20 protein-coding genes are annotated in these 22,603 nt (G+C 64.9%); 8 read left to right on the top strand and 12 right to left on the bottom strand.

Annotated elements, in window-relative coordinates:
• The first annotated feature begins 2 nt into the window (after positions 1-2).
• The 4 genes from ACTJK4_RS19250 to ACTJK4_RS19235 all read left to right on the top strand — a co-directional run bounded on the left by ACTJK4_RS19250 (position 3) and on the right by ACTJK4_RS19235 (position 5,269).
• The gene (locus tag ACTJK4_RS19250; RefSeq protein ID WP_440818698.1) at positions 3-1,409 is read left to right on the top strand and encodes an alkaline phosphatase family protein; all 1,407 of its coding nucleotides are present in this window, start codon (positions 3-5) and stop codon (positions 1,407-1,409) included.
• Complete coding sequence (locus ACTJK4_RS19245) at positions 1,406-1,918, top strand: GNAT family N-acetyltransferase (RefSeq protein WP_440818697.1); 513 nt, start codon at positions 1,406-1,408, stop codon at positions 1,916-1,918. Before ACTJK4_RS19250 ends, ACTJK4_RS19245 begins: the two co-directional genes overlap by 4 nt.
• Before the next feature lie 175 nt (positions 1,919-2,093).
• A complete protein-coding gene (locus tag ACTJK4_RS19240; RefSeq protein ID WP_440818696.1) occupies positions 2,094-3,641 on the top strand; it encodes a methyl-accepting chemotaxis protein in 1,548 nt (515 codons plus the stop codon).
• A gap of 191 nt (positions 3,642-3,832) precedes the next feature.
• The gene (locus ACTJK4_RS19235; protein WP_260803413.1) at positions 3,833-5,269 is read left to right on the top strand and encodes a M20/M25/M40 family metallo-hydrolase; all 1,437 of its coding nucleotides are present in this window, start codon (positions 3,833-3,835) and stop codon (positions 5,267-5,269) included.
• Between the two features lie 328 nt (positions 5,270-5,597).
• On the opposite strand, the gene ACTJK4_RS19230 is transcribed toward ACTJK4_RS19235, so the two are convergent.
• Complete coding sequence (locus ACTJK4_RS19230; protein WP_440818695.1) at positions 5,598-6,371, bottom strand: SDR family NAD(P)-dependent oxidoreductase; 774 nt, start codon at positions 6,369-6,371, stop codon at positions 5,598-5,600.
• Between the two features lie 116 nt (positions 6,372-6,487).
• Positions 6,488-7,069 (bottom strand): CGNR zinc finger domain-containing protein, encoded by a 582-nt coding sequence (locus tag ACTJK4_RS19225; protein WP_440818694.1) that lies wholly within the window; start codon positions 7,067-7,069, stop codon positions 6,488-6,490.
• Between the two features lie 147 nt (positions 7,070-7,216).
• On the opposite strand from ACTJK4_RS19225, the gene ACTJK4_RS19220 reads away from it, so the two are divergent.
• Together ACTJK4_RS19220 and ACTJK4_RS19215 are read left to right on the top strand one after the other, a co-directional pair.
• The gene (locus ACTJK4_RS19220) at positions 7,217-8,287 is read left to right on the top strand and encodes an NAD(P)H-dependent flavin oxidoreductase (RefSeq protein WP_440818693.1); all 1,071 of its coding nucleotides are present in this window, start codon (positions 7,217-7,219) and stop codon (positions 8,285-8,287) included.
• A 171-nt stretch (positions 8,288-8,458) separates the two neighbouring features.
• The gene (locus ACTJK4_RS19215; RefSeq protein WP_440818692.1) at positions 8,459-9,367 is read left to right on the top strand and encodes an alpha/beta fold hydrolase; all 909 of its coding nucleotides are present in this window, start codon (positions 8,459-8,461) and stop codon (positions 9,365-9,367) included.
• Positions 9,368-9,376: 9 nt separating this feature from the next.
• Here the strand turns inward: ACTJK4_RS19215 and ACTJK4_RS19210 are convergent, their stop codons facing one another.
• Positions 9,377-10,294 carry a LysR family transcriptional regulator gene (locus tag ACTJK4_RS19210; protein WP_232038991.1) on the bottom strand — a complete coding sequence of 306 codons (918 nt, stop codon included), beginning with the start codon at positions 10,292-10,294 and terminating at the stop codon, positions 9,377-9,379.
• A 184-nt stretch (positions 10,295-10,478) separates the two neighbouring features.
• On the opposite strand from ACTJK4_RS19210, the gene ACTJK4_RS19205 reads away from it, so the two are divergent.
• Positions 10,479-11,744, top strand: a complete 1,266-nt coding sequence (locus tag ACTJK4_RS19205; protein ID WP_440818691.1) for a serine hydrolase domain-containing protein — start codon at positions 10,479-10,481, stop codon at positions 11,742-11,744.
• A 71-nt stretch (positions 11,745-11,815) separates the two neighbouring features.
• On the opposite strand, the gene amaB is transcribed toward ACTJK4_RS19205, so the two are convergent.
• The 8 genes from amaB to ACTJK4_RS19165 form a co-directional block, all read right to left on the bottom strand.
• On the bottom strand, positions 11,816-13,348 hold the full coding sequence (amaB, locus tag ACTJK4_RS19200) for an L-piperidine-6-carboxylate dehydrogenase (protein ID WP_440818690.1): 1,533 nt from the start codon (positions 13,346-13,348) through the stop codon (positions 11,816-11,818).
• 67 nt (positions 13,349-13,415) lie between these two features.
• On the bottom strand, positions 13,416-14,480 hold the full coding sequence (locus ACTJK4_RS19195) for an ABC transporter substrate-binding protein (RefSeq protein ID WP_232038994.1): 1,065 nt from the start codon (positions 14,478-14,480) through the stop codon (positions 13,416-13,418).
• Positions 14,481-14,506: 26 nt separating this feature from the next.
• Positions 14,507-15,640, bottom strand: a complete 1,134-nt coding sequence (locus ACTJK4_RS19190; protein ID WP_433868299.1) for an NAD(P)/FAD-dependent oxidoreductase — start codon at positions 15,638-15,640, stop codon at positions 14,507-14,509.
• Positions 15,633-17,063 (bottom strand): FAD-dependent oxidoreductase, encoded by a 1,431-nt coding sequence (locus ACTJK4_RS19185; protein WP_440818689.1) that lies wholly within the window; start codon positions 17,061-17,063, stop codon positions 15,633-15,635. The genes ACTJK4_RS19190 and ACTJK4_RS19185 overlap by 8 nt, the downstream gene beginning before the upstream one ends.
• On the bottom strand, positions 17,063-17,389 hold the full coding sequence (locus ACTJK4_RS19180; protein WP_440818688.1) for a (2Fe-2S)-binding protein: 327 nt from the start codon (positions 17,387-17,389) through the stop codon (positions 17,063-17,065). Before ACTJK4_RS19180 ends, ACTJK4_RS19185 begins: the two co-directional genes overlap by 1 nt.
• A 13-nt stretch (positions 17,390-17,402) precedes the next feature.
• On the bottom strand, positions 17,403-18,197 hold the full coding sequence (locus ACTJK4_RS19175; protein WP_440818687.1) for an ABC transporter permease: 795 nt from the start codon (positions 18,195-18,197) through the stop codon (positions 17,403-17,405).
• A 10-nt stretch (positions 18,198-18,207) separates the two neighbouring features.
• Positions 18,208-19,065, bottom strand: coding sequence for an ABC transporter permease (locus tag ACTJK4_RS19170; RefSeq protein ID WP_440818686.1), 858 nt, complete (start codon positions 19,063-19,065; stop codon positions 18,208-18,210).
• Entirely contained in the window at positions 19,062-20,126 is a 1,065-nt protein-coding gene (locus tag ACTJK4_RS19165; protein WP_440818685.1) for an ABC transporter ATP-binding protein, read from the bottom strand. The genes ACTJK4_RS19170 and ACTJK4_RS19165 overlap by 4 nt, the downstream gene beginning before the upstream one ends.
• Positions 20,127-20,313: 187 nt before the next feature.
• On the opposite strand from ACTJK4_RS19165, the gene ACTJK4_RS19160 reads away from it, so the two are divergent.
• A complete protein-coding gene (locus tag ACTJK4_RS19160) occupies positions 20,314-21,156 on the top strand; it encodes an IclR family transcriptional regulator (RefSeq protein ID WP_232039000.1) in 843 nt (280 codons plus the stop codon).
• Here ACTJK4_RS19160 and ACTJK4_RS19155 read toward each other — a convergent pair.
• Positions 21,141-22,580 carry an FAD-binding oxidoreductase gene (locus ACTJK4_RS19155; protein ID WP_316869076.1) on the bottom strand — a complete coding sequence of 480 codons (1,440 nt, stop codon included), beginning with the start codon at positions 22,578-22,580 and terminating at the stop codon, positions 21,141-21,143. The two genes, ACTJK4_RS19160 and ACTJK4_RS19155, sit on opposite strands and share 16 nt — an antisense overlap.
• Positions 22,581-22,603 lie beyond the last annotated feature (23 nt).

Below are 22,603 nucleotides of genomic sequence, written 5' to 3'. Positions count from 1 at the left end.
CCATGGCAGGCTTGGGCGCAATCGAGCACGTGGTCGTGCTGATGTTGGAGAACCGGTCGTTCGACAACCTGTTCGGCACGCTGTATTCAAAGAGCGCGGAGTTCGACGGCCTGTCGGGCGAAGAAACCAACCCCGACGGCGGCGGCCAGCCCATCCGCGTGTGGACGACGCCCGCGCCGGCCAACGTGATGACGCTGCCCAATCCCGACCCGGGCGAACTCTTTACCGACATCAACCAGCAGCTCTTCGGCCAGCAGATGCCGCTGGGGCAGACGCCCACCATGCAGGGCTTCACCACCAACTACGCCAAGAACGGTGGCGACCCGCGCGACATCATGCATTTCTTCACGCCGGACCAAGTGCCCGCGCTCAGCACGCTGGCGCGCAATTACGCCGTGTGCGATGCGTGGTTTGCCTCGGCGCCGTGCCAGACGTGGCCCAACCGGTTTTTCGTGCACACCGGCACCGCGCACGGTTATCCGAACAACTCGCCGGTGCACTTTCCGTACTTGATGCCGACGCTGTTCAATGTGCTCGACGGCGTGGCGCCCAACGACTGGGCCGTCTATTACCACGACTTCGCGCAGTCGCTCACGCTCACGCGGCTGTGGCTGCATCTGGACCACTTCCACCTGTTCGACGGTTTTCTCGACGATGCGTCCAGCGGCAAGCTGCCCTCGTACAGCTTTATCGAGCCGCGCTACTTTGCCGACCTCGACTGGCCCAACGATATGCACCCGCCGCATGACGTCGGCTACGGCGACGCGCTCGTCGCGCAGGTGTACAACGCGCTGCGCAGTTCGCCGCAGTGGCACCAGACCATGCTCATCATCACCTTCGATGAGCACGGCGGCTGTTTCGACCACGTGCCGCCGCCTGCCGTGGTGCCGCCGAGCCCGCCGCAGCCCGGGCAGCTCTTCGCATTTGACCGGTTGGGTGTGCGCGTGCCGGCGGTGGTGGTGTCGCCATGGATTCCCAAGGGCACGATCTTCCGCTCGACCGTGGCGCAGCCGTACGATCACACCGCCATCATCAAGACGCTGCGCATGCGCTACAACATCCGGACGCCGCTCACTGCGCGCGATGCCAGCGCACCCGACCTGGGGCAGGTCTTGGAATTGATTGCGCCAGATGACAACCGCGACCCAGTCGCCGCCCGCGCCATGGCGGCGAACCCAGCCGGTTTGCAGGCCGCCCGCAACGCGCCGCTCAATGACTTCCAGTGGGCCATGCACGAATCGGCGGCGATGCTCGCGCCACTCGGCACCGGCATCAGCATTGATGACCACGTGCGCAACCTGTCGACCGATCAACAGCCGCCTGTGCCCGCCGCGCAGAACGCCCAGCAGGCCGCGCAGCACATCAAGGATGTGCTTGCGTCGATGGACCTGCCGCATGCGGGGCAATGATCATGAACGCACCGCTTGAACAATCGACCGTTGTCATCCGCGCCTTCAGACCCGGTGACGAGCCCCTGTTGCATGCGGTCTTCCATTCCGCCGTGCACGGTCTGGCCGCCGCGCAATATACGTCGCAGCAGTGCGAAGCGTGGGCCCCGACCCACTACGACGTCGCACAATGGAATGAGCGCATCCGCCGCATCCAGCCCTTCGTGGCGGAACGCAACGGGCAGCCCGTGGCCTATGCCGATTTGCAGACCAACGGCTATATCGATCACTTCTTCGTATCGGCCGTGCACGCGCGAAGAGGTGTCGGGCAACAGCTCATGAGTCACATCCTCGAGTTGGCAGCGCAGCGTGACGTGCCGAGCGTGCAGGCGCATGTGAGTTTGAGCGCAGAACCCTTCTTTGCTCGCAACGGGTTTGGAGTGCTTGCACGCCAACGCGTCACGGTGCGCGGTGTCCTGCTCGATAACGCGCTGATGGCGCGAACTCAGGCCGCGTGTTTCACACGTTGAACGCATGGATGTGCAGCGTGTGAAGCGCGTTTAACTAAGTGTGGTACGCGCCGTATATTCAGTACAAACCATTAGATCTTGATTAAAGATTACGGACTATCTGTCGTTACTTTGGCTAACGTCGGCGCCCCCACGGGCAGTCGCGACGTTTCGTCCTTAGCAATCCACGGCAGATATGAAGACGCTCTCCATCAAGGCTCGGCTGGCGCTGGTCCTGTTTGTTCTGGCTGTATTCCTTGCGGGCGTCGGCGCGCTGGGGCTGTACGGCAACATGCGCTCCAACAAGGCGCTGAAGGAAACCTATTCGAATCAGCTCGCCTCCACGCGCGCACTGGGTCAGGCCATTTCGAGGCTGGTGCAGGTCCGTACGGCGCTGGATCGTGCCGTCTATGAAACGGACGACGCCAAGATCGCAGACTTGGTGAAGGCCGCCCGCGAGCAGGTCAAGGCCAGCGACGATGGCTGGAATGCCTACAACGCGCTGCCGTTCGCCACGCCTGAAGAAGAGCAGACCGCTGGCGAGGCCAAGCGCCTGCGCGATGCGTTCTTCAACGATGGTTTGAAGCCGGCTCTGGCAGCGTTTGACCGTCACGACTACGCAGCCGCGCGTCCGTTGGTGCTCGACAAGCTGTACGAACTGTTCGTGCCTTACGCCATCAAGGCCGATCGCCTGAACGCCATTCAAGCAGAAATTGCCGCGTCGGCTTACAGCAAGGCGCAGTCGTTCTTCGACGGTCTGGTTTGGGCGTTCATCATCGTGATTGCCGTGGGTATTGCGCTGGCCGCCGCCTGCTACCTGGTGCTGTCGCGCGCGATCTCTCGCCCACTCGCAGAGATGCTCGTGCACTTCCATGAAATTTCGGGCGGTAACCTGACCACCGACGTGCGCATCCACTCGCGTGACGAGATGGGCCTGCTGATGGAAGGCCTGCAGCAGATGCAAGCCAAGCTGAAGGAGACCGTGGTGACGGTGCGTCGCGGCAGCGAGTCGATTGCGTCCGCCACGCAGCAGATCGCCGCGGGCAACACCAATCTGTCGCAACGCACCGAAGAGCAGGCCAGCTCGCTGGAGGAAACCGCATCCAGCATGGAAGAGCTGACGAGCATCGTGAAGCAGAACGCCGACAACGCCCGTCAGGCAAGCACGCTGGCAGTGAACGCCTCCGACATTGCCGTGCAGGGCGGTGCCGTGGTGCAAGACGTGGTGACCACGATGGGCGAAATCAGCGAATCGTCGCGCAAGATCACCGACATCATCGCTGTCATCGAAGGCATTGCGTTCCAGACCAACATCCTGGCGCTCAACGCCGCGGTGGAAGCGGCGCGTGCCGGTGAACAGGGCCGCGGCTTCGCCGTGGTGGCCGGTGAAGTGCGCACGCTGGCACAGCGCAGCGCGGGTGCCGCCAAGGAGATCAAATCGTTGATCGAAGACTCCGCCGCGCGTGTGGAATCCGGTTCGACGCTGGTGGCGCGTGCGGGCAAGACGATGGAAGAGATCGTTGTGGCCGTGAAGCGCGTGACGGACATCATGGGCGAGATCAGCGCGGGCTCGGCTGAGCAAAGTACCGGCATCGAGCAGATCAACGAAGCCGTCACGCAGATGGACGACGTGACGCAGCAGAACGCCGCGCTGGTGGAAGAAGCGGCTGCCGCTGCGCAGGCGCTGGAGGAACAAGCGGACGAACTGCGCCGCGCTGTGGCGGTGTTCCGCGTGGCGATGTAAAGCACGTTTCCTGATGGGTTGCCGTGGCAGCTAAATGGCTGCCGCGGCGCTACACTGCGGGGTCGGCCTTCGGGTCGGCCCCGCTTTGCTTTATGCGGTGCATCCAGAAGCCGCTCATGGTCCTGCCACGCCCCCCGAGCCACTCGCTACGAGCCATGAGCCGGTTCACATAACGATTATCCGGAGGTGTCATGCGTTTCCAGTGTCGTCGTGTTTCCGTTCGCGTCTTGGTGTCTGCCGCCGTGTTGGCATGCAGCGCCGGCGCATTCGCCCAGACCATCCCCGCCAGCAAGCCCGCGCCCACCACGCTCACGCCCGAGCAGCAGCGCTACCACGACATCTATAAGGAGCTGGTCGAGATCAACACGACGCATTCGGCGGGTGATACGACCAAAGCCGCGCATGCAATGGAAAAGCGCCTGCGCGACGCGGGCTTTGCCGCAGCCGACATGCAGGTGCTGGAGCCCTTTCCGAAAAAGGGCAATCTGGTGCTGCGCTTCAAGGGCACGGGCGCCAAGAAGCCGATGCTGCTGCTTGCGCACATTGACGTGGTGGAAGCCAAGCGTGAAGACTGGAAGACCGACCCCTTCAAGCTGCAGGAGACGGATGGCTACTTCACCGCGCGCGGTGCGATTGACGACAAGGCGATGGCCTCGGCCTTCGTGTCCGTGCTGGGTCAACTCAAACAGGAAGGCTTCAAGCCGTCGCGCGACATCATCCTGGCGTTGACCACCGACGAGGAACGCGGCGATGTGCCGACCAACGGCGCGTACTGGATCGTCAACAACAAGCCTGAGCTGGTGAAGGCCGAGTTCGGCATCAACGAAGGTGGCGGTGGCGAGTTGCGCAACGGCAAGCCGGTGCTCCACCGCATTCAGGTGGCCGAGAAGATGTACACGACGTACGAGCTGGAAGTGCGCGACGTGGGCGGCCACAGTTCGGTGCCGACGAAGACGAACCCGATCTATGCGTTATCAGCCGCGCTGGATCGGCTGGGGGCGTATCAGTTTCCCGTCAAGCTGGCCGACGTGACGCAAACTTACTTCGCGCGCAGCGCACCGCTGGCCACGGGGCAACTGGCCGACGACATGCGTTCGGTCGGCACCGGCAAGCCGGACCAAGCTGCGATTGATCGGCTTTCGGCCATCCCGTTCTACAACGCGCAGTTGCGCACGACGTGCGTGGCCACCATGGTCAACGCCGGCCATGCCGAAAATGCGCTGCCGCAATCGGCCAAGGCCACCGTCAATTGCCGCATCCTGCCGCACGATGATCCGGCCGATATCGATCGCCAGTTGAAGCAGGTGATCGGCAACGAGAAGATCAGCGTGCGCTACGTCAACAAGCCGCTGGCGAGCCCCGCGTCGCCGCTCAATGGCGATCTGGTGAAAACGGTGGAGGCGCTGACGCAGCAGATGTGGAATGTGCCGGTGATTCCGGCGATGAGCACCGGGGCGACCGACAGCCGGTTCATGCGCAATGCCGGTATTCCGATGTATGGCGTGTCGGGGTTGTTTACCGAGCCGGCAGACCTGCGCACGCATGGTCTGGATGAGCGTATCGAGATTGCGCGGTTGTATGACGGGCGGGAGTTTCTTTATCGGCTTGTGAAGCAGTTGGCTGAGTAAATTGTTGGGCGCTGCGCTCGTGTTTGTCATCGGGCGCGGCTTGTTGGTGCTGGTTTTTTTGTTGGGTTTCGGCCCCTGGCGGGGCCGACTTACTTTCTTTGTCTTGCCAAAGAAAGGTAAGCAAAGAAAGGCGCGCCCGATGCGGCGACCCCTTCCTTGAATTTCCGTGACCGTGCGGGGAAGGAGGCAAACTCGCTGCGCTCAGACAGCCTCCTTCCTTTTTCCGCCCGCTCACAAAAATTCAAGGCGCCGCATAGGGCAGGGTACTGCCACACCGTCCGTGTACCTGGGTTGGCGGCGCGGCACGCGGTTTTTAGGCGGTTTCCTCTCAGATGAAGCCGCCGTCGGTCATCAGCGTGCGGCCCGTAATCCAGCGGGCGTCGTCGGAGGCCAGGAAGGCGATGGCGTCGGCGATGTCGTCCGGCTCTGCCAGCCGGCCCATCGGTGTCGATTCGCGCATGCGCGCCTTGACTTCATCGGGGATCGGCGCGGTCATGTCGGTGCGCGTGAGGGCGGGTGCCACGGCGTTGACCGTGATGTTGCGCGCGCCCAGTTCCACCGCAAATGCGTGGGTGAGGGCGCTGACGGCGGCCTTGCTTGCTGCATACACCGCCAACCCTGCGCGTGGGCGGTACACCAGGCTCGACGACACGTTCACGATATGCCCGCCGCGTGCCGGCACATGCGGCAGCACCGCTTGCGTCACGAGAATCGTGGAGAAGGCATTGGTGCGGAACTGCGCGTCGAACGATGCGAGATCGATGCGGCCCACCGGCTGGTTTTCCAGGATGCCGGCGTTGTTGACGAGGATGTCGATGGCGCCGAAGGCCTCTCGCACGGTGCTCACCATTGCGTCAACGGACACGACATCGCTCACATCGGCTTGCACGGCAATGGCTTGCGCGCCGGTGCTGCGGATGGTGTTGACCACCGCGTCGGCTTCTGCGGCATTGCTGCGATAGACCACGGCCACGCGCGCGCCGTCAGCGGCCAGCCGATGCGCCACGGCGGCGCCGATGCCGCGCGAGCCGCCGGTGACGATGGCGGTGCGGCCTGCGAGGCGTTGCGTGATCGTGGATGGGGTGGCTTGCGTTGTGGACATGCTGTTCTCCTGATTGGGTGCGATGTTTCGGGAGAACAGCTTACGAACCAGCAGACGTGCGCGCAGCCCGTTTGGCCGCGACGCGGCGTTCCAGCATTGGAACGACGGAAGGCCGATCAGCCCTGCTGGCGCTTGCGGTATTCCGCCACCTTGTGCCGGTTGCCGCAGACGGCCATGCTGCACCAGCGGCGCTTGTGCGACTTGGTGCGGTCGTAAAACCACAGCGTGCATTCGGGGTGTTCGCACACGCGCACGAGCTGGAAATCGCCTTCGGCGAGCAGATGCGCGGCGGCTTCGGCCAGCGGCGCCAGGCATTGCTCGACCGAATCGGTGGGGCGCAGGCGTTCGACGCGCGGGGTGCCGTTTTCCCAGACCAATACGGGATGGCTGGGCGCTTGCCGCAGGAACACATTGAGCGCATCGGCGCTGGCAGCACGGCCCGACTTGCGCGCCTCCACCAATGTGCGAATCACTTCGCGCAGGTGCCGCGCCACCGCCAGCAGCACGCCGGGCGGATAGCGGCCTGCCACGGGCTCCGCAAGCCAGCCGGCGCGAACCAGCCAATCGGAGACATCGGCGTCGTTCTGCCAGAAATCGTGCGGCTCGCCGTTGACGTTGGCGACGGTGTTGAGCATGTCCAGCACCGGATCGTCGGCGATCAGCAGGGGAGCATCGGCGGTAGCAGCGGGGGCGGGCATGGTGGTGTTCAAAAAGAGGTAGCTTGAATTGTAACCAATTTAATGGTCTATGCCAGTTACTTGTTGCGCATGCGTTTCAATGGATCAATCCGGTGAAAAGTCCGCCGCATTACCATGTGTCATCCAAGTAACTTGCCGGAGACGATCATGAGCGCATGGCCCGATGCACGCGTGCTGGAACTGTTCAATATCGAGGTGCCCATCGTGCTGGGGCCGATGGCGGGGGTGGCCGGCGTGGAGCTGGCGATTGCCGTGGCGCGCGGCGGTGGCCTCGGCTCGTTGCCGTGCGCAATGCTGAATGTCGAGCAGATTCGCCAGCAGGTCGAGCAGTTTCGGGCGGCCGTGCGCGGCCCCATCAACTTGAATTTCTTCTGCCACACGCCGCCGCGCCCGGACCCCGAGCGCGATGCCAAATGGCGTGCCCATCTGGCCCCGTACTACGCCGAGTTCGGTATCGATTTGAACGCGCAAGCGCCGGCCGTCAACCGCGCCCCGTTCGACGAAGCGACCTGCGCGCTGGTGGAGGAACTGAAGCCGGAGGTGGTGAGCTTCCACTTCGGATTGCCCGCGCCGGAATTGCAGGCCCGCGTGGAGGCCGCGGGGGCGAAAGTCATCTCCGCCGCCACCACGGTGGAAGAGGCGCGGTGGCTGGAAGCACGCGGGGTCGACGCCATCATCGCCATGGGGAACGAGGCGGGCGGCCATCGCGGCATGTTCCTCGCCAAGACGATCGAATCGCAGGTCGGCACGTTCGCGCTGGTGCCCCAGGTGGCCGATGCGGTGAAGCTGCCGATCATTGCAGCCGGCGGCATTGGCGATGCACGCGGTGTGGTGGCGGCGTTGGCGCTGGGGGCATCGGCGGTGCAGATCGGCACGGCCTACATGTTGTCGCCGGAGGCCAAGACCTCGGCCATTCATCGCGCAGCGCTCAAGCAGGCAACCGATGCCGACACCGCGCTCACCAACCTGTTCACCGGCCGACCGGCGCGCGGCATCGTCAACCGGCTGATGCGCGAGATCGGCCCCATGAGCCCGTTTGCACCGGCCTTTCCGACAGCCGGCGGCGCGTTGGCGCCGCTGCGCGCCAAGACGGAGCCGACTGGCTCGGGTGATTTCATCAACCTGTGGTCAGGTCAGGCCAGCCGGCTGGCCACCGAAGAGTCGGCCGAAACCATCACGCGGCGCATTGCCGCCCAGGCGCTCGAGCGGCTCACCTGAGTTTTCCTGCTGCATCGTTTCCCGCGCGGGCACGCCAGACGGCGTGCCCGTTTTGTTTCGCATCACAAATCGGCATGCGAGCAATGGGAAAATTTTATGTAACTTGAAAAACATTGTTTATGGGGTTACTATGGTTTCGCTGCTTTCTCGAAACCCATCCGGAGTCTTGCCATGAACGCGCCTGTCCGCGCCGCTGATCTGGTTGTCGATGCGTATGCCCCCACCGCTGTACGTCATCGCACGGTGGATGTCGAAGGTGCGCGCGTGTTCTATCGGGAGGCCGGCTCGGCCGATGCGCCGACCGTGCTGTTGCTGCACGGCTTTCCCAGCGCATCGCATATGTTCCGCAACCTGATTCCGCAGTTGGCTGCGCGCTATCACGTGGTGGCACCGGACTTTCCCGGCTTTGGCCTGACGCAGGTGCCGAGCGGCTTCCGCTACACGTTCGACAACCTCGCGCATGTGGTCGACGGCTTCACGCAGGCGATCGGCCTGTCGCGGTATGCGATCTACGTGTTCGACTACGGCGCGCCGGTTGGCTGGCGCCTGGCGATGGCCCATCCGGAGCGCATCAGCGCCATCGTCACGCAGAACGGCAACGGCTATGAGGAAGGCCTGGGCGAAGGTCCGTGGGCGCCAATCAAGGCGTATTGGAACAACCCGGACGAAGCGCATCGTCGCGAGCTGCATGCGATCGTGTCGGATGAGATGACGCAGTGGCAATACCTGGATGGCGTGCCAGACCCGACGCGCGTCGCGCCGGATGGCTACCTGCTGGATCAGTATTTTCTGAGCCGTCCGGGCCAGCTCGACATTCAGATGGATCTGTTCCTGGATTACGCGAGCAATGTGGCGCTGTATCCGGCGCTGCATGCGTACTTCCGCACGCATCGCCCGCCGCTGCTGGCGGTGTGGGGTCGCAATGACACCATCTTCATTCCGTCGGGTGCGGAGGCTTTCAAGCGCGACCTGCCGGATGCGGAGATCCACTTTGTCGACAGCGGCCACTTTGCGCTGGAGACGCACCATGCGGAAATTGGTGCGCGCATGCTCGACTTTCTTGGCCGCGTGGTGAAGTAGCGCGCGGCGTCAGGGCATCGGCTGCATGGTGGCTTCGGCGACAAAGCGCTCCCGCAGGAACGCCACCAGCGCCTTCACCGAAGGCGGCACGCCTGCGCGCGACGGATAGAGTGCGTGCAGGTCTGCCGGCTCGGGGGTCCAGCCTGGCAGCACCGTACGCAGGCGGCCGCTGACAAGCGCCGCATGACAGCAGTGCAGCGGCAGGATAGCTAGCCCGAGCCCTGCGATGGCCGCTTCGCGCAGGGCGATGATGTTGTCGCTGGCAAAGCGCGGGCGAATCGGCAGCGAGATCCGGTGCCTACGCGCATCCTGCAGCACCCAATCGCGGCTGCGGGTGAGCGAGCCTTGCCCCAGGCAAGGGAAATCTTCCAGCGCGGCGGGGGTGTCCGGCTCGCCCACACGGGCAATCAATGCGGGGCTGGCCACCAGAACGCGCGGCGAGACAGCCAGATGCCGCGCCACCACATCGCGCGAGGGCAGTGGCCCCGTGGCCGCTCGGATCGCCACGTCAATGCGCTGCTCGATCAGATCGACGTACGTATTGGACAAATCCAGCTCGATGCGCAGCTTCGGATGCGCATCGGCAAACTCGGCCAGCCAGCCGGCGACCAGCGTTTCCGCCAGCAACGGCGATGTGCCGACGCGCAGCACGCCGGCCGGTTCGCTGCGTGCTGCGCCGGCCAGCGCTTCAATGGCGGCAGATGCGTCGGCCATGTCGCGGGCATGCCGGTAGACCGCTTCACCCACGGGCGTGACCGATACGCGATGGCTCGATCGCTGCAGCAGCCGCGTGCCGAGCTGAACCTCCAGTTCGGCAATGCGCCGGCTCAAACGCGACTTGGGAATGCCCGTGGCGCGCTCGGCGGCGGAAAAGCCACCGGCTTCCACCACGCGTGTGAAGAGGTACAGGTCGTCGAAGCGCTTCATATTCGGTCGGGGTTGCGGTCGAACCGCATTGAAGCATAGGCGCGGGCCGGACATTGTCGCGTGCAATGGATCAGCGCTGTACAGTGTCGCAGGGCCGGTTTGCGCGCGTCGGAATACCGTGCAGACCGGATCGGAGTCTGGCACGCCTGCGCCGCTCGCGCGGGCATCAATGCAAGGAGAAGGCATGGACAGGCAAGGCACGCAAACGCAGGGGATGTCCCGTGATCGGCTGGAACGGGTCGAGCGCTTCATCGATGACGCCTACATTGCGACCGGCAAGCTACCCGGCGCGCTCGTCCAGGTGTGGCGGCGCGGCGAACTGGCCTTGAACTCCGTGCTGGGCTTGGCCGACCGCGAGCGCCAGGTGCCGCTGGCTGAAGATTCGATCTTCCGCATCTACTCGATGACCAAGCCCATCACGTCGGTGGCGTTCATGATGCTGGTGGAGGAATGCAAGGTTGCGCTGGACGATCCGGTCAGCAAGTTCATCCCCGCGTGGGCGAACCTGGGCGTGCACGCCGGCGGCTTCATGGAGGGCTTCCAGTCGCGCCCGGTCAAGCGCCCCATGCGCATGGTCGACCTGCTGCGCCACACCTCCGGGCTGACCTATGGCTTCCACCAGAACACGAATGTCGACGCAGCGTACCGCCGGCTCAAGCTGGGCGACATTGCCACCGACGGCACGCTCGACGAGATGATCGAAAAGCTGGCCGGCGTGCCGCTGGAGTTCTCGCCGGGCGACGCGTGGAACTACTCCGTTTCCACCGATGTGCTCGGCTACCTGGTCGGCAAGATCAGCGGCATGCCGTTCGAGACGTTCCTGAAGGAACGGATTTTCGATCCGTTGGGCATGGTCGATACGGCCTTTCATGTGCCGGAAGAGAAGGCGTCTCGCTTCTGTGCGTGCTATGCCGTGGGCGCGATGGGCTCTAAGGTGGTGTCCGACCGTGGGCCGGTCTTGCAGGACGATCCGCGCGCGAGCCCCTATCTGAAGCCGCCCAGCTTCATTTCTGGTGGCGGTGGTTTGGTTTCTACTGCGGCGGATTACCTGCGCTTTTCACGCATGCTCCTGCAGGGTGGCGAGCTGGACGGCGTGCGCCTGCTGGGGCCCAAAACGCTGGCGCTGATGACGGCCAACCATCTGCCGTGCGGGCGGGACATGTCGAGCCTTTCGTCGCCTTCGATGTTCAGCGAGGCCGCGTATGACGGCGTCGGATTTGGGTTGGGTTTCGCGACCACGATCTCGCAAGCCGCTACGTTGATTCCCGGCAGCACGGGAGACTTCTTCTGGGGCGGCGCGGCCGGCACGTTCTTCTGGGTGGATCCGCAGGAAGACCTGATCGGCCTGTTCCTGACGCAGGTGCTGCCTTCGTCCGCCTACCCCGTGCGCCGGCAGTTGCGCACGCTGGTCTACAGCGCGATCACGGATGTGGGTGGCGCGGCGCGTTGAGCGTGTGTTGACCATCAAGGCGGCGGAGCATCGCGCGCCGCCGCCCTGATCAACACGTGGATCAAGTGCGATCAAACGTCGAACCGGACGCCCTGCGCCAGCGGCAGCGCGCCGCTGTAGTTGACAGTGTTGGTGGCGCGGCGCATGTAGCCCTTCCATGCGTCCGAGCCGGATTCCCGCCCGCCGCCGGTTTCCTTCTCGCCGCCGAATGCGCCGCCGATCTCGGCGCCCGACGTGCCGATGTTGACGTTGGCGATGCCGCAGTCGCTGCCTGCTGACGACATGAAGCGTTCGGCATCGCTCAGGTTGGCCGTGAAGATCGCAGACGACAGGCCCTGCGGCACGCCGTTCTGGATCGCGATGGCCTGCTCGGTGTCGCCGTCATACGTCACGACATAGAGGATGGGCGCGAAGGTCTCGCTTTCCATTACCTTCGTCGGCTTCGGCATCTTGACCAGCGCAGGGCGCACGTACCAGGCATCGGCGCCCAGGTCTTCACGCACGCGCTCGCCACCCAGCACTTCGCCGCCTTCAGCGCGCGCCTGCGCGAGTGCCTGCTGCATGCCGTCGAAGGCAGCCTGGTCGATCAACGGGCCGACCAGCGTGCCGTCGGCCAGCGGGTCGCCAATCGCAATGCTCTGATAAATCTTTTCCAGACGAGCCAGCAGCGTGTCGGCCACCGAGCGGTGCACGATCAGGCGGCGCAACGACGTGCAGCGTTGGCCCGCGGTGCCGACGGCCGCAAACGTGATGGCGCGCGCCGCCAATTCCAGGTCCGCCGAGGGCGTGACGATCATCGCGTTGTTGCCGCCCAGCTCCAGGATCGAGCGGCCGAAGCGCTCCGCCACCTTCACGCCCACCTGGCGGCCCATGCGCGTCGAGCCCGTGGCGCTGACCACCGGCACAAGGTGGCTGGCCACCAGCGCTTCGCCCACGTCGCGCCCGCCGATCAGCAACTGGCTCAGACCAGCAGGAATCGCCCCCGGCTTTTCGGCATTGAACGCGTCGACCACCTGTTGCATCAGATGCTGACAAGCGATGGCGGTGAGCGGCGTTTTCTCCGACGGCTTCCACACGATGGCGTTGCCGCACACGAGGGCGAGCGCGGCGTTCCACGACCACACCGCCACCGGAAAGTTGAACGCCGAAATAATGCCCACCACGCCCATCGGATGCCACGTTTCCATCATCCGGTGCCCAGGGCGCTCGCTGGCGATGGTCAGGCCATGCAGTTGCCGCGACAGGCCGACGGCAAAGTCGCAGATGTCGATCATCTCCTGTACTTCGCCCAGGCCTTCGGAGGTGATCTTGCCGGCCTCCAACGACACCAGTTCGCCAAGCGCCGCTTTGTGCGTGCGCAGAACCTCGCCCAGGCGGCGCACGAGTTCGCCGCGCACGGGCGCCGGCACGATGCGCCATGCCAGATACGCCTGATGCGCGTTCTGGATGGCAGCCTCGGCCTCGCTGGCGGTATGCGATTTCACGGTCGCCAGTACCGCTCCGTCGCGCGGGGCGCGGCTTGTCCAGTCCGGCCCTTCGTATGCCTTCAGGTCCAGGCCGAGGGCCTTCAGTACGGTCTGCAATCGTGTTCGTGAATCTGACATGGCGTGAATCCTTGCTCTTCTCTCGTGTTCAATCGAAAAACTGTTGCGGTGCGGTGATGTGTAACGCTCAACGCTCGACGACGCGGTTCCAGCGCTTGCTCCACTCGGGGCGCTCGGCGTTGATCACATCCCAGTCCAGCGCAACGGCCGTCTTCAGGATGGTGTTCATCTTGTTCTGCTCTTCGGCCGCCTTGCCCTTGAGCGGGGCCTTGGGGTTGACTGGATTGTAGGAGCCGTTTTCCATGGCGAGCGCCTGTGCCTCGGGGCTGATCAGGTAATCCACGAGCTTCTGCGCCAGGTCGGCATCTGGGTTGTTGGCCAGCACGCATTGCGCCGTCAGCAGGACCACAGCGCCTTCCTTGGGCGCGACGAATTCCATCGGGATGCCCTTGGACTTCATCAGCTCCACCTGCGTGAGCGTGTACGGGAACAGCGCTGCATCGCCGGCCTGCATCATCTCCACCACCTTCGACGAGTTGGGGATGTACTCGACCACGTTCGGGCCGATGGTGGTCGGCCATGCCTTGAAGGCCGGTTCGACGTTCTTTTCCGTGCCGCCCTTGAGGCGGTTGAACATCAGGAAGGCGTCCAGCCCGAACGACGAAGCCGGCATGGATTGCACGACCACCTTGCCCTTGTATTTCGGGTCAGCCAGGTCGCCCCACGAGGTGGGCGGCGTCCAGCCCTTGTCGGCAAAGATCTTGGTGCTGTAGGCCAGGCCCGTCAGGCCCATCGACAAGCCCACCGCGTAGTCACCCTTGAGGTGCGCAATGGCCGGCACGGTCGACAGGTTGGCAGAGGGCTTGAGCTTTTCGCACAGCCCCATGCCGATAGCGCGGAACATCACGCCGTCGTCCAGCGTCATCACGTGCATCTGTGCGCGGCCCTTGGTGGCCTGCGCCTTGGCGAGGATGTCGGTCGAGGTGCCGGGCACGACAACGACCTTGACGTTGTTGGCCTTCTCGAACGGCGGGAATACGAACTGCGTGTAGGTGCGTTCCATGTTGCCGCCGTTCATGCCGATGTACAGCGTCTTGGTGTCGGCGTGGGCGGTGCCCGCGGCGAGCAGCGCCATACCGGCAGCCGCAGCAATGACGGACGTGAACGATGTTTTCGCGTGTTTCACAAGCATGGTGGTCTCCTGGGGCATCAAGTGCATCAAGCTGCGGGTGGCAGAAAGCGTTGGATGGAAAAGGGTTCGATCGGTGTGGTGGTGCGGCCTTCGGCAATCAGTTCGGCCATGACATCGCCCACACCGGGGCCGAGCTGGAATCCCGCGCCGGCAAAGCCGAACGCGTGGAACAGGCCGGGGCGGCGGGCACTGGGGCCAATCACGGGTTGGTCGTCGGGCAGGTTGCCTTCGGTGCCGCTCCAGGTGCGGATGATGTGCGCGCCCGTGAGTTGCGGCAGCAGGGCCGCCAATTGCGGCAGCTGGCGCAGGATCGCCACGTGCGACGAGCGTGCGCGCTGGTCGTCGAGCACGTAGCCGCGCCCGCCGCCGAACACCACATTGCCGCGCCGCACCTGGCGGCAATAGATGCCGCCGCCTTCCACGCCCAGGCTCCAGGGCAGGAAGAACGGCAGCGGCTCGGTCACGCCCATGGTGGGCGGGATGGTGAACATGGGCACGGGCTCGCCCCATTGCGCGGCAAACTGGGCGGCCCACGCCCCGGCACAGTTGACCAGCGCAGAGGCTTTGACCTCCAGATCGCGGTCATGCTGCCGTGCATGGACAACAAAGCGTGCGCCATCGTGTTCGACCGATTGCACCGGCGCGTGCTCGCGCACATCGGCACCGGCAGCCTGCGCGGCGCGTGCAAATGCGGGCGACAGCAGGCGCGGATTGGCCTGTCCGTCTTCCGGGCACAGCGAGCCGCCGACGATCTGATCGCCGCCCATCGGAAAATACTTCTGCAGCGCAGCCCGGCCCTCGATGAGCTGCAGCCCCAGGCCAAAGCCCTCGCTGCGCGCGGCGTAGCCGGCCAGCGATTCCATGTCGGCCACGCTGCGCGCGATCTTGAAGTGCCCGCTGCGCTCGTACTCGGCCTCGGTGCCGATCAGCTCGGTCAGGCGCCCCCAGATCTGGTGCGAACGCTGCGCTAGCGGCAATTGCTCAATGGACCGCCCCTGGCGGCGCACACCGCCAAAGTTGACGCCGCTGGAGCGCGATCCGCACAGGTCGCGCTCGAGCAAGGTGACGGCCAGCCCGCGCCGTCGCAAGAACAGCGCCGTGGCGCTGCCCATGATGCCGCCGCCGATGATGGCCACGTCGCATGCAAGCTGCTCACGCATGGTGGCCCTCCGGTTCGATCACCTCGGTCACATCCAGCGGCAGCGGCTTGATCGGTGCCTGCCCGCGCAATCGGCCCACCTGTTCCAGCGGCACGGACTGCGCGTGCGCCAAAATTTCCGCCGCCGCCGCGCCGCACATCCGGCCCTGGCAGCGGCCCATGCCGACCCGGCACAGCGCCTTGAGCCGGTTCAGCTCGTGCACGCCGCATTCGGCTGCCGTCTGGCGCAGGGTGCCCGCGGTGACGTTTTCGCAGCGGCACACCACCAGGTCGTCGCTGGCGTGCACGGCCCAGTCATCTGGAAACGGGAAGGCGACTTCCAGCGCGTGGCGGAACCGCTCGATCTTCTGCAGGCGCTGGCGTAGCGCAGCCAAGCGATCGTCTTCGACGGTGATTTGCCGGTCCTGCAACAAGGCGAGCGCGGCCAATTCACCGGAGCACTCGGCTGCATCGGCGCCCATGATGCCCGCGCCATCGCCTGCCAGATAGACGCCAGCGACCGAGCTGCGCCGCATGGCGTCGATGCGCGGCACGTGGCAGCGGTGCAGTGCAGAAAACTCGAACGCGCAGCTCAGCAGATCGGCGAGCTGTGTTTCCGGCCGCAGCGCGTAACCCATGCCCACGGCGGAACATGCAGTGTGCTGCTCGCGGCCGGCGCTGTCTTGCCACACGAGTTGTTCCACCGCCGCATCGCCTTCGGCGCGCAGCAATCGCACGCCGTGGTGCATCGGAATGCCATGTAGCTTGAGCCAGCCGACCAGTGCCAACCCCTTGGCCATGACGGCGGGCTGGCCCAGCATGGCAGGCGCCGCCTTGTAGCGCGCGGAGGCAGGCGCGCTGTCGAGCACCGCCACAACGTTCGCGCCGGCCTTGGCGTACTGGCAGGCCACCAGATACAGCAGCGGGCCGGTGCCGGCAAACACGACGGCATCGCCAATCGCGCAGCCCTGGTACTTGAGCGCGACTTGCGCGCCGCCCAGCGTATAGACGCCAGGCAGCGTCCAACCCGGGATGGGCAGCACGCGGTCGGTGGCGCCGGTGGCGACGATCACATCGCGCCAGGGCAGGCTGCTGACCGCGCGCGTTGGCACATGCAGCAGGTCGAGCAGATCGGGCTGGGCATTCCAGACCAGGGTCTGCGGGTGGTAATCGATCTGCAGTTGGAGCTGGTCGAAGGTGCGGTGTATGGCCTGAGCGCGCTCGGCTTCGGTGCCGTACAGATCAGCGGCGCTGCGGCTAAAGCCATCCGGCTGGCGGCGATAGATCTGGCCGCCCGAGCGCGGCGCCTCATCCAGCACGATGGGTTTGAGGCCATGTGCCAGCAAGGTTTGCGCCGCGCGCACGCCTGCCGGGCCGGCACCGATGATGACGGGCTGCAGGTCCTGTTGCGATTGCCGCTGCAGTGTGGGGGCGGGTTGCGTCATCACGCGGCGCCCTCACTGCCGGCCGGTTGCGTGCAGATGTGCATGCCCGGTTCGATCATGGTCTGGCAGGCGCGCAGCGATCTGCCGTCGGCCAGGCGCACCCAGCAGTCCTGGCACGCGCCCATCAGGCAGAAGCCGGCGCGCGGCTGCTGGCTGAATTCGTTGATTCGCAACTGGCGTGTGTGCGTGAGCACGGCCGTCAGAACGGTATCGCCGGCCAGCGCTTCGGCGGGGTGGCCGTCCAGCACAAAGGCCACCGTGGGGCGATTGCGCTCTTTGAGGCGCTGGAGCTGCGCGCGGGCAGAGCGGTTTGCAGGAGCATTCATCGTGATCTCTGTCTCAATGCTTGCCGATCAGAATTCGGTCCAGGCCATAGACCTTGTCCAGCAGCAGCATCAGCGCGAGCGTGAGGAAGACGATCAGCGCCGAGACGGCGGCCATCATCGGGTCGAGCGATTCCGTGGCGTACATGTACATGCGCACCGGCAGCGTGACGGTGGCGGGCGACACCACGAAGATCGACATCGTCAGCTCATCAAAGCTGTTGATGAAGGCCAGCAGCCAGCCGCCCGTGATGCCCGGCAGGATCATCGGCAGCGTCATGCGGCGGAACACCGTAAAGCTGCTTGCGCCCAGCGAATAAGCAGCATGCTCGACCGAGTGGTCAAAGCCCACCAGCGCCGCCATCACCAGCCGCATCGTGTACGGCGTGACGATCAGCGCGTGCGCGAAGATCAACCAGCCGAAGCTGCCTTGGCCACCCACCAGCGAGAACATGCGCAGCAGCGCCACGCCCAGCACAAGGTGCGGAATGATCAGCGGCGACAGAAACACGCCTTGCAGATACTGCAGCCCCGGCGCGCGGTAGCGCACGATGGCCATGGCAGCCGGCACCGCCAGCGCGGTCGACAGCGTGGCCGCCGCGAGGCCCAGCCAAAGGCTGTTCCAGAACGACTGCACGAAGTCGGGGTGATGCAGCACCTGGTCGAACCAGCGCAGCGAGAAATGGTGGGTCGGCAGCGTGAGCGTTTCTTCGGGCGTGAAGGCGACGATGCACACGATCACCAGCGGTGCCACCATGAAGGTGATGACGAGCGCGTTGAAGATGAGCGCGAGCGGTCCGTTCTTTTGCATGTGCGCTCCTTCAGCCCAACGTCTTCTTGTAGCGGCCTTCGATCATGCGGTTCCAGCCCAGCATGATGACGAGGTTGGCCGCCAGCAGAATCAGCGCGATGGCTGCGCCCAGCGGCCAGTTCAGTTCGTTCAGGTATTCGTCGTAGATGAGCGTGGCGACCATCTTCACGCGGCGCCCGCCGAGCAGGCCCGGAATGGCGAATGAGCTGGCCGCCAGCCCAAACACGATCAGGCTGCCCGACAGAATGCCCGGCATGACTTGCGGCAGCACCACGCGGCGCAACGTGGTGAAGTGCGACGCGGACAACGACAGCGCGGCGTTTTCCACCCACGGGTCGAGCTTTTGCAGTGAGGTCCACACAGGAATCACCATGAACGGCAGCATCACGTGCACCAGCGCAATCACCACGGCCGTCTCGTTGTACAGCAGCTTGACCGGGCCGATGCCGACCGCCTTGAACACGGCGTTGACCAAGCCTTCGGGCCCGAGCAGCATGCTCCAGCCGAATGCGCGCACCACAACGGAGATCAGCAGCGGCGCCAGGATGATGAGCAGGAAAATCGAGCGCCAGGGTTTGCGCATCCGGCTCAGGATGTAGGCCTCCGGCGCGCCGATCAGGATGCAGATCAGCGTCACGAGCGCCGAGACGCGCAGCGTGCGCCAGAAGATTTCGTAGTAGTACGGGTCTTGCACCACATGCAGGTAGTGCGCAAACGTGAAGGTGCCCGCAATCGGGCCCTTGTCGGCGTCGAACGCGTTGAACGACAGCATCACACTCAGCGCGAGCGGCACGAACAGCATCACGCCGAAGAGCGCCAGCGCCGGGCCGGTCATGCTCCACGGCACCCAGATCGGTCTGCGGCTCATGCTGCGGCCCCCTCGGTACCGATCACGCGCACATAGCGGTCTTGCCAATCCACGCCGACGGTCTGGCCCACGTCGCATGGGGCGTCGCCATCGTTGACGGCAGAGACCAGCATCGCGCCAAGCGGCGTGTCGACGGTGTACATCCACTGGTTGCCGAGAAAGAAGCGTTCGGTCACGCGGCCTTCGCAGCGGCCGCCACCGTCGGCGGTGCACGTCATCTTTTCGGGGCGCAGCGCCAGCACAACTTTGCTGCCCACCGGCGTGCCCGGCGGCAGCGCGAGTTGCACGGACCCGACCGATGCACGAAGCTCGCCGTCAGCGCCGGACACCACTGCCGCATGCAGCAGGTTGGCCTTGCCGACAAAGGTGGAGATGAACGCATTGCGCGGGTGCTCGTACACCGCCAGCGGCGTATCCACCTGCGTGATGCGGCCGGCTTCCATGACGACCACGCGGTCGCTGATCGACATGGCTTCGGCTTGGTCGTGGGTGACCATGATGGTGGTCGTGCCCACCTTGCGCTGGATCTCACGCAGCTCGAACTGCATCTCTTCGCGCAGCTTGGCGTCCAGGTTCGACAGCGGCTCGTCCAGCAGAAGCACCGGCGGCTTGATGACCAGCGCGCGTGCCAGGGCGACGCGCTGGCGCTGGCCGCCCGACAGCTCGCGCGGGTAGCGGTCAACGTGCTTGTCCAGATGCACGAGCGCCAGCGTCTGCAGGGCGCGCTCGCGGCGTTCGGCCGGCGGGCACTTGCGCATCTCCAGCCCGAACTCCACGTTCTCGCGCACCGTCATGTGCGGAAACAGCGCGTAGGTCTGGAACACGATGCCCAGGCCGCGCGCGTTGGCTTTCGCACGGGTTATGTCCTTGCCGTCCAGCTCGATCGAACCCTCGGTCACCTCCGCGAAGCCCGCAATCATCTGCAGCGTCGTCGTCTTGCCGCAGCCCGACGGACCCAGCAGCGAGACAAACTCGCCCTTGTGCACGTTCAGGTTGAAGTCCTGTACGACCCGTAGGTCGCCGTACTGCTTGGAGACATGGTTCAGGCGCAGAAAACTCATCGGTGATCCTTTGCGATCGGGGGCGTCGCCAGACTCTTCCAATTGAACAATATGGCTATGCTATTGCAACAGGTGTGCCAAAACATCGATCAATCCTAGGTGTATACGCTGTGATTGGAATTTTTATCGTATTTATTCCGTCTGGCGGAATACAATCGATCCACCAAATTCAGTCCATTCCAGCTTTATGTCCGTAGATTCCGACGACGATGCGCATCAGCGCAGCGCCATGCACCGCACTTTCCAGATCCTGCGCACCATGGCGGAGCAGCAGCACCAAGGTGTGCGCGTCACCTACCTGGCCAAGACGCTGGGCATGACGCCCGCCACCACACACCGCCTGCTGCAGGGGCTGACGCAGGAGGGCATGGTCGAGCAGGATCAGCAGAACAAGCTGTACCGGCTCAGCCTGGATCTTTTCTGCCTGGCGGCCCAGGCGGGCGCGGTGAACGACTTGCGCTCCGTCGCCCGGCCGGCGCTCTTGCGCCTGAACGCCAGCCTGGGCGACACCGTGCTGCTGCTGGTGCGCTCGGGTTTCGACGCCGTGTGTCTGGATCGCGTGGAAGGGCAGTACCCAATTCGCACCTTCACCGGCGATGTGGGCGGACGCATCGAACTCGGTGTCGGCCAGGGCGCGCTGGTGATCCTCGCGCACCTGCCCGACGCCGAGCAGGAGGAGGTGCTGCGCTACAACCTGCCGCGCATCCGGCACTACAGCGTCTACGACGAGGTCTATCTGCGCTCCGAGGTCAGGAAGGCACGCGAGCGCGGCTACAGCGCCAAGACGGACGGGCTGCTCGAAGGCATGGCGGGCATTGCGGTGCCCGTGTTCGATCGCAATGGCAACGTCGTCGCCGCGCTTTCCGTCGGCACGCTCGCCAACCGCCTGAGCCCCGAGCGCCTGCCCATCGTCTACGACATGCTGCTGCGCGAAGCGAATCGCCTGACCACGCAGATCAACCCGTTCGATCCGACGCTGCGTCGCCCGATGCAATCGATGGCCGTGAGCGATACCTATCGCGCCATCTGACCCGGCGGCCGTTCGAGCACGCGTCCCGGGTTCAGCAGGCATTTCGGGTCGAGCGCCTGTTTGATGGTGCGCATCAAGTGCAGGGCCACCGGCGCCTTGTAGTGCGGAAGGTGGTCGCGCTTGAGCGCGCCGATGCCATGCTCAGCCGAGATCGAGCCGCCAAAGCGGTGGACGGACTGGTACACCGCATCGCCAATCGCAGCCTCATGCGCGGCAACGAACGCAGCCGCGTCCGCACCCGCTGGCGGCTGCACGTTGTAGTGCAGGTTCCCATCGCCCAGGTGCCCGAAGTTGATGAGCCTCAGCCCGGGCGCAAGCGCCTGCAGTTGTGCATCGGTCTGCGCCACAAACTCGGGAATGCGTGAGATCGGCACCGAGACATCGTGTTTGATGTTGGGACCTTCGGCGGCCTGGGCCAGGGTGATGCTCTCGCGGATGTGCCACAAGTCGTGCGCCTGCCGCATGTTCTCGGCGATGATCGCGTCGGTCACGATGCCGTCTTCCATCGCGGTTTCCAGCAAGTGCTCAAACTGCGCCCGGGCGTGCGCTTCGGATTCACTGTCGGACGCTTCCAGCAGCACGCACCACATCGTTTCGCGCCACATCGGCACGCGCAACTGCGGATAATGCGTGTCGACCAGCCTGAGCCCTTCCTGGCTCATGACCTCAAAACCCGTGAGCGCCGCAGACAGATGCCGGTGCGACAAGGCCAGCAACGCCGTGGCGGCTTGCAGCGAAGGCACGGCGGCCCACGCCGTCAATTGCGCGGCCGGTTGCGGATACAGCCGCAGCGTGGCCGCCGTGATGATGCCCAGCGTGCCCTCGCTGCCGATGAACAGATTGCGCAGGTCATAGCCGGTGTTGTCCTTGCGCAGGCCTTGCAGGCTCTCCCAGATTTGCCCGTCGGCCAGCACGACTTCGAGCCCCAGGCACAGCTCGCGCGCATTGCCATAGCGCAGCACCTGCGTGCCGCCGGCATTGGTCGCCAGATTGCCGCCGATGGTGCAACTGCCTTCCGCACCCAGACTCAGCGGGAACAGCATGCCGGCTTCGCGCGCAACGTCCTGCAGCGATTGGAGTACGCAACCGGCTTCCACCGTCATCGTCAAGTTGGCGGTGTCGATGGCGCGCACGGCTTGCATGCGGCGCAGGCTCACGATGATCTGCTCGCCGCTGGCATCGGGCACCGAGCCTTCCACCAGGCCCGTATTGCCACCCTGCGGCACGATGGATGCACCCGCTTGAGCGCACGCACGCACGACCGCGGCCACCTCCGCCGTGCGGCCCGGCCGCACCACGCACAGCGCCTTGCCGCGCACGCGTTGGCGCCAGTCGGATTCGTATTCGGCGCAGTCATCGCCGGTCAGAACATGGGCGGGCCCCACGATGTCGCGCAAGGCCGGAATCAGGTTGTCGGGTGTCATGGCGATTGCGATGAAGGTTGTCT

Source organism: Ralstonia sp. 22111, from assembly GCF_052045895.1.
GTDB lineage: Bacteria > Pseudomonadota > Gammaproteobacteria > Burkholderiales > Burkholderiaceae > Ralstonia > Ralstonia wenshanensis.
Note: the sequence above shows the minus strand (reverse complement) of the source record. Positions and strands in the feature narration are given on the sequence as shown.

Coding starts and splice junctions, on each gene's coding strand:
- amaB (WP_440818690.1), bottom strand. CDS start 13,348: ATGTCAGATTCACGAACACGATTGCAGACCGTACTGAAGGCCCTCGGC.
- ACTJK4_RS19215 (WP_440818692.1), top strand. CDS start 8,459: ATGAACGCGCCTGTCCGCGCCGCTGATCTGGTTGTCGATGCGTATGCC.
- ACTJK4_RS19220 (WP_440818693.1), top strand. CDS start 7,217: ATGAGCGCATGGCCCGATGCACGCGTGCTGGAACTGTTCAATATCGAG.
- ACTJK4_RS19245 (WP_440818697.1), top strand. CDS start 1,406: ATGATCATGAACGCACCGCTTGAACAATCGACCGTTGTCATCCGCGCC.
- ACTJK4_RS19160 (WP_232039000.1), top strand. CDS start 20,314: ATGTCCGTAGATTCCGACGACGATGCGCATCAGCGCAGCGCCATGCAC.
- ACTJK4_RS19175 (WP_440818687.1), bottom strand. CDS start 18,197: ATGCAAAAGAACGGACCGCTCGCGCTCATCTTCAACGCGCTCGTCATC.
- ACTJK4_RS19240 (WP_440818696.1), top strand. CDS start 2,094: ATGAAGACGCTCTCCATCAAGGCTCGGCTGGCGCTGGTCCTGTTTGTT.
- ACTJK4_RS19250 (WP_440818698.1), top strand. CDS start 3: ATGGCAGGCTTGGGCGCAATCGAGCACGTGGTCGTGCTGATGTTGGAG.
- ACTJK4_RS19165 (WP_440818685.1), bottom strand. CDS start 20,126: ATGAGTTTTCTGCGCCTGAACCATGTCTCCAAGCAGTACGGCGACCTA.
- ACTJK4_RS19230 (WP_440818695.1), bottom strand. CDS start 6,371: ATGTCCACAACGCAAGCCACCCCATCCACGATCACGCAACGCCTCGCA.
- ACTJK4_RS19155 (WP_316869076.1), bottom strand. CDS start 22,580: ATGACACCCGACAACCTGATTCCGGCCTTGCGCGACATCGTGGGGCCC.
- ACTJK4_RS19190 (WP_433868299.1), bottom strand. CDS start 15,640: ATGCGTGAGCAGCTTGCATGCGACGTGGCCATCATCGGCGGCGGCATC.
- ACTJK4_RS19235 (WP_260803413.1), top strand. CDS start 3,833: ATGCGTTTCCAGTGTCGTCGTGTTTCCGTTCGCGTCTTGGTGTCTGCC.
- ACTJK4_RS19170 (WP_440818686.1), bottom strand. CDS start 19,065: ATGAGCCGCAGACCGATCTGGGTGCCGTGGAGCATGACCGGCCCGGCG.
- ACTJK4_RS19205 (WP_440818691.1), top strand. CDS start 10,479: ATGGACAGGCAAGGCACGCAAACGCAGGGGATGTCCCGTGATCGGCTG.
- ACTJK4_RS19185 (WP_440818689.1), bottom strand. CDS start 17,063: ATGACGCAACCCGCCCCCACACTGCAGCGGCAATCGCAACAGGACCTG.
- ACTJK4_RS19210 (WP_232038991.1), bottom strand. CDS start 10,294: ATGAAGCGCTTCGACGACCTGTACCTCTTCACACGCGTGGTGGAAGCC.
- ACTJK4_RS19180 (WP_440818688.1), bottom strand. CDS start 17,389: ATGAATGCTCCTGCAAACCGCTCTGCCCGCGCGCAGCTCCAGCGCCTC.
- ACTJK4_RS19195 (WP_232038994.1), bottom strand. CDS start 14,480: ATGCTTGTGAAACACGCGAAAACATCGTTCACGTCCGTCATTGCTGCG.
- ACTJK4_RS19225 (WP_440818694.1), bottom strand. CDS start 7,069: ATGCCCGCCCCCGCTGCTACCGCCGATGCTCCCCTGCTGATCGCCGAC.